General features: G+C 45.7%; 7 protein-coding genes. 3 read left to right on the top strand and 4 right to left on the bottom strand.

What is annotated here, in order from left to right; genetic code table 11:
- A partial coding sequence (locus tag AB4496_RS09945; protein WP_372130895.1) for a DUF3360 family protein occupies positions 1–1,358 on the bottom strand: 1,358 nt, incomplete at its 3' end.
- A gap of 411 nt (positions 1,359–1,769) precedes the next feature.
- On the opposite strand from AB4496_RS09945, the gene AB4496_RS09940 reads away from it, so the two are divergent.
- From AB4496_RS09940 to AB4496_RS09930, 3 genes are all read left to right on the top strand, one after another.
- On the top strand, positions 1,770–2,324 hold the full coding sequence (locus tag AB4496_RS09940) for a hypothetical protein (RefSeq protein ID WP_009846993.1): 555 nt from the start codon (positions 1,770–1,772) through the stop codon (positions 2,322–2,324).
- Between the two features lie 334 nt (positions 2,325–2,658).
- A complete protein-coding gene (locus AB4496_RS09935) occupies positions 2,659–3,531 on the top strand; it encodes a patatin-like phospholipase family protein (RefSeq protein WP_029225338.1) in 873 nt (290 codons plus the stop codon).
- Between the two features lie 15 nt (positions 3,532–3,546).
- Positions 3,547–3,915: a hypothetical protein gene (locus AB4496_RS09930; protein WP_102258571.1), complete on the top strand. Its 369-nt coding sequence runs from the start codon at positions 3,547–3,549 to the stop codon at positions 3,913–3,915.
- An 88-nt stretch (positions 3,916–4,003) separates the two neighbouring features.
- Here the strand turns inward: AB4496_RS09930 and folM are convergent, their stop codons facing one another.
- Genes folM through folX form a run of 3 tightly spaced genes read right to left on the bottom strand, consistent with a single transcriptional unit; the run spans position 4,004 to position 5,744 of the window.
- Positions 4,004–4,720, bottom strand: coding sequence for a dihydromonapterin reductase (gene folM / locus AB4496_RS09925; RefSeq protein WP_009846990.1), 717 nt, complete (start codon positions 4,718–4,720; stop codon positions 4,004–4,006).
- On the bottom strand, positions 4,717–5,355 hold the full coding sequence (gene folE, locus AB4496_RS09920; protein ID WP_009846989.1) for a GTP cyclohydrolase I FolE: 639 nt from the start codon (positions 5,353–5,355) through the stop codon (positions 4,717–4,719). Before folE ends, folM begins: the two co-directional genes overlap by 4 nt.
- Positions 5,356–5,372: 17 nt before the next feature.
- Positions 5,373–5,744, bottom strand: a complete 372-nt coding sequence (folX, locus tag AB4496_RS09915) for a dihydroneopterin triphosphate 2'-epimerase (protein ID WP_076671585.1) — start codon at positions 5,742–5,744, stop codon at positions 5,373–5,375.
- Between the last annotated feature and the right edge of the window lie 15 nt (positions 5,745–5,759).

Genomic DNA, 5,759 nt, shown 5'->3' with positions numbered 1-5,759 from the left:
AAGTTATCCAACAGCATGGTGAGGGCCCAACCAAATGCTGGGTTAACGAGCGCTGAAGAAAATACAACAATCGCTGCCGATTGGGTGGTTTTTCCTTCACGCGTCATTTCCATGCCAGCTTCTAGCAATGGAACAAATACCCCAACAATGAGAGCGACACAAAGTACAGGTTGCCAGATAGCTAGATCCATCGGGTAACCCCAAACCGCGGCGATGATACAGAACAGAGCTGTGAGCAATGCGCCGGCAGGAATAGGGCGTTTAGCAATCGCCGCTGGTACGATGTAAGTACCCCATGAAGACGTAAAGTTAGTACCGCCGAGCAGAGAGCCGAACGTTTGACGAATTGAAGCAGTGGTCATCGTGTCATCAATATTCATGTGTACTTTTTCGGTACGCTCTGGATAGCTGATCTTTTGAAATACTTGATGGCCTAAGAAATCTGGCGACCACATCGCCACGGCTAGAATTGCAAACGGCAATACCACCATGAAGTGTTCAATCGTCGGTAGGCCAAGCATCCAGCCTGTATCTTCTCCCCACCAATACATAGGGTTCATGTTAGGTAAGCCTGGCTCAGTGTGGAAAGCGAATGGGGCACCCATGGCAAATGCAATCGTACCACCCAGTAAACAACTAAGAGGTACGGCTAACCAACGTTTGCGGAAGTGTTCCAATAACGCGTACAAGATAATGGTGCAAAAGATGACGACAAACGCGATGTGGCTCATGCCAATTCCTTCAGCCCAAGCGAACAGCTTTTTCACTTGAGAAGCGGTTCCAACAAAGCCAAGGTAGAGCAATAATCCGCCACATACGCCTTTACTGGTGAGGTTGGCCAACATACTGCCACCTTTACTGATGGCTAAGATTAGGCCAAAAGCGCCAATCAGCAATCCAAACGCCATAGGGTGTCCGCCTGCTGCAACCACAATCGGAATTAAAGGAATGAGTGGGCCGTGTGTACCTGCGAGGTTCGCGGTCGGCAACAGGAAGCCAGAGAAAATAATAATGAAAACAGAGGCGATGAGGAGTTCATAACGAACGTTTTCTAGAATGAAGTCTTCATTTAATCCGAGAGCCCCAGCAAAGGTGGCTGCAATAGCGCCCACCATAACCACTTTACCAATGGTCGCCGCCATCGCTGGGATGGTGTCTTCTATCTCAAATCGATAATCTTTAAACGGCAAATTTGGACGCCAGCGCTTAGGCGACATGATTTGCAATTCGTGTTCTAGATATTGTTCGCGGGAATCAAATTCCGATCTTGGTTTATGTTGTTGTTCATAGGTGAGTTCATCCTCATGGACTTGAGGCTTCTCTGTTTGTATATGTGCGGACTCTAAAGTAGTGCTCATTTTGATTCCTTTCGTTCACACTCTGAGGTGTGTTATTCCAACAAACGTTGTTGACTCACGGCATGAAGTGAAAACAATGCGTCAACTTATCATTAAAAATTCATTAACATTTAGTTGTTAGTACCTTATACCAAACCAAAAAAAACAAATAGACTCAGTCGGTTAGACATTAGTCGTAGAGTCGGACGACTAGTATTAGACCCTGTAGATAGCATGTGTCTGTTTATTGGTAGGCGATGAATTTATGGGTAATAAACGACTATCTAACAAGAAATGCTTGGCGTTAAAGCATCAGATAACATCCATCGATGAGTGCTTTCTGGGGTAACGTTTTTGGTTAAAAACTATTGATAATAATTCTCATTACGTTACCTTGTGGGCTCAAACACACTCATTGTTGCGGAGATCAACATGGAACACTCGGATATTACTCAACTGCTTATTCCAAAGAGCGATTGGGCATCGCCTGATCTCTTTCTCTATGAAGGGGAAGACAAACTTCATCTGAGCTTAGAAGGCGCAATTCAATACAGTGGATTGAACAGCATTGGTGGCGTGGTTCTGGGCTTTAGGATGATCCAACATGCGGTGCAACTCGCGGCGGGTGAGCAGTCTTTGCAACGTGATGGCATCAGTGTTTATACCGCGTTCCCTGGACGTGGTGCTCAAGATGCTTTTGAGTACACATGCCGCGCACTGCGTGATAGGCGCTATTGCTGTGATACCACATTGCATCACCCAGCAGCGCAAACCGGACAACGTGGTCAGTTCTTGTTTACGCTTCGCTTGAATGAACAGTCTATGGTGATGACGCCAGCAGACGGGCTTCCAAGAAAAAGCTATTTTGAGGCCGACAGACACGCACAAGAAGGTCGAGAGGCAGCATTGAGATGGCGCGATGAGAAGATCAACTTCGCCAATACGCTCTTGAGCTTGTCGCCAGAAGAGTGCTTACGCGTGTTGTAATTCTTTGTTCTCACTTACAGAGTGAGCTCAAAAACACAATGAACAACAAGAGGTCGCTCGCTTTCAAGTGGGCGACTTTTTTGTATCAAGCGCTAACGGAAAGCAGATTCCTAGTCGCGCTTAGGCTTGCTGGAATGACTCACTTTTAGTTTAGTGCGGTAGTCTAAAGTCTATGAGTTTCAGCAATCAACTTAAGCTGCCCGATCTCAATCCGCGACACATTTAGGCACGCAGGTGGTGCAGTTTTCAAAGCATTACACAGCTTACACTGACACGAAGTGATATAATTTTTGCCCAAAGCTTTGAAGAGCTAATGAATTAAAGGATGAGTACGATGGAAAAAACGATCTCGTTGGTACTTGGCAGTGGTGGCGCAAGAGGCTTGGTTCACGTTGGAATCATCCGTTGGTTAATTGAGCATGGCTACCAGATAAAATCCATCTCTGGTTGTTCAATTGGCGCACTTATCGGTGGTGTCTATGCGGCGGGTAAGTTGGATGAATTTGAAGAGTGGGTCACCAGTATCGACCAATCGGATATGGCGATGATGTTGGATTTTTCATGGCAGTCGAGTGGTATCTTCAAAGGGGACAAGATCATCGACACACTGCGTGGATTGATCGGTGAGATTTCAATTGAAGAACTGCCTATCCCTTATACCGCAGTTGCCGCTAACGTCGCCGATGAAAAAGAGGTTTGGCTGCAATCAGGCTCTCTGTTTGATGCCATTCGCGCTTCTATCTCTTTGCCATTGTTCTTCACGCCTCATGTGATTAATGGCGAAGCGCTGATTGATGGCGGGGTACTCAACCCTGTGCCGATTGCGCCTACCTTTGGTGATAAGACAGACTTTACTCTGGCTGTGAACTTAGGCGGCGAACCTGAAATTGTTCAACAGGAAGTGACACCGGTTTCCCTACCAACAAAAGAGAGTAACCTGCATGAGAAGGTTGTTCATTTTATCGATAATCTCGGTAGCAGTGTAAAAAGCAAAATGAGCTTCAATTTTGCAGCCTACGACATTGCCAACCAAGCGTTTGATGCGATGCAATCGACCATTGCTCGTCAAAAACTGGCCGCTTATCCCGCCGATATTACGCTTGAGATCCCACGTAATGCCTGTGGCACCTTAGAGTTTGATCGCTCACAAGAGATGATAGACAGAGGCTACCATTTGGCACAGGCTAAACTGGGCAATCGACTTTAATGTATTTGCTGCTGAATGAGAGTATTTATGGAAACTGAACTAAAAGAGCTTGAACTTCAAGAGCTTATGGCAACAAAAGATGTCATCGTGCTCACCAGCTCAGAAGCAACTGCCGTATCTTGGTTGATAGAGTGTTATCAAGAGAACGCCGATATCCAGATTATCGAGAACGCACATCAGCTAGATACTGAAGCGGTTTTGGCGCAATGCCGAAGCAGCCTGAGTGAAAATAAAAAGGTCATACTTACCGCGCAGTTTCGTAGCCAGCTCCCTATCATCAACATCGCTTCACTGTGTAATGAGAAGCGCAAGTCATTGATCAATATTGAGTTGTTAGGCTGGGACGAAGAAACTCGTCTTCCTCAGTCTTATAGCAGTTTCTAGGTTATAAGAATTTCTAGCTTATAACGGTTTCTAGTTAACCGCATTCGCTATATAGCAGCAGTTTTAGGTAGCAGACAATGTAAGCGCATTACTTCAAATGTCTGCCGCCATCAAGGTGCAAAGTTCTTCCTGTCATGTAGTGACTGGCCAACACAAACTTGATGCCATCTATTATTTCCTCAAAGCCCGCTTCTGTGGGAATCAGAGCTTTCTGCAGCGCTTTGGTCTTGTATGCCTCATCGTCATGCTCATTAAACTTAATCATGGCTGGAGAGAGGGTATTTACTTTGACCTTGGGAGCCAGCATCGCTGAAAACGATAGCGTTAGGTTGTTGAGCGCCGCTTTACTGGCCGCGTAAGCAATGTGCTTTTTACTGCCTTTTTCTGCAACGTAGTCACTGATGTGGATGATGTCTGAAGTTTGATCGCCAGATATCAGTTGGTCTTTGAGTGTTAAATTGAACAGATAAGGCACGGTAGCGTGAATCGTCATCATCTGGTGCATGATGTGTGATGCATTTTCACTGGGATCTTTCTTGCTCTCAGGTTTCCAGTCCGAAGCGTTGTGTATGACGGCTCTGAGTGTCTTATATTCTTGACCAACATAATCAAGAAAGCCCTCTAAGCTGCTTTGTTGATAAAAGTCTACTTGCTGCAAGTCGGCTCCATTGTCGCGCAACCGTTGCAGTTGAGGATAGTCGCTGCGGTAAGTGCCAACCACTTTGTATCCATCCGCTATAAGTTGCTGCGCCAATGCGAATCCGAGTCGCTTTCCCACGCCGGTTATCAATATCGTTTCACTCATCGTAAAAACTCAGCTCTGGTTTGAGGGTTAGTTTTGAAAATACCACCGAGAGCGGTTGTTGAGGTTTCAGAGTTTGCATCCATGACGCCCCTGGATTTAACGCAATAGTGCGTGGCTTTAATCGTCACGGCCACGTTTTCTGTCTCTACTAGAGTCTGTATCGCGACTAGGATTTGCTGAGTAAGGCGTTCTTGTACCTGAGGACGCTGAGCAAAGAATCGAACGATACGGTTTATTTTAGACAGCCCAAGAATCTTGTTTTCAGGTATATAAGCCACTTCCGCTAAACCATCGATGGTAATGAAGTGGTGTTCGCACGTCGACGTTAAATCGATATCCGATACCTTGACCATTTCATCAACCGACATTTTGTTTTCTATAACACTGATTTTCGGGAAGTTATCGTAATCGAGCCCTGAAAATATCTCATGGACGTACATCTTTGCAATGCGATGAGGTGTTTCAGCAAGGCTGTCATCGGTTAAATCCAGTCCAAGCGTACTGACCACTTCCGTCAACAGTCCTTTGATGCGGTTGTACTTCTGGTTGGGGTTCATTTCGCTCTCTGTCATTGGAGTTTCAAGTCCTCTTGCGAGCAAAGCTTCTCTTACTTTTTCGGCTTCTGTATTCAGCATGACGCACTCCTTATTAATTAGTTTTCGAGTTCTGCTTCATAGCTCAGGGTGAGCGAAACGGAATCAGCGAAGCGAAGAGCATGAGGCTTGTCAATTCTCACTTGAGCGTATTTTACCCAAGGATGGTCGATACAGATGCCGAGTACGTCGCTGGTCAATTTTTCTAAAAGCAGAAACCTTCCGGATTCGACATGTTGAATGATCTTCTTGCAGATGTTTTTGTAGTTAAGCGCGTTGTCCACATCATCAGAGAGACAAAGGTTGTTAGCGGGGTAGTGGATTTCTGCGTTGATAACAATGTCTTGCTGCTTAGACTTTTCTTCCTCGTTGAAGCCGATGAAGGTTCTTAGTCTCAGGTTTGTAATGGTGATAATGGCGTTGTGATTCATAACAGTGTCCAATCC

Origin of the sequence: Vibrio sp. 10N.222.46.A1, from assembly GCF_041473595.1 — a bacterium.
GTDB classification, from domain to species: domain Bacteria; phylum Pseudomonadota; class Gammaproteobacteria; order Enterobacterales; family Vibrionaceae; genus Vibrio; species Vibrio tasmaniensis_A.
The sequence above is the reverse complement of the archived record's forward strand: the minus strand, read 5'-3'. Positions and strand labels throughout refer to the sequence as shown.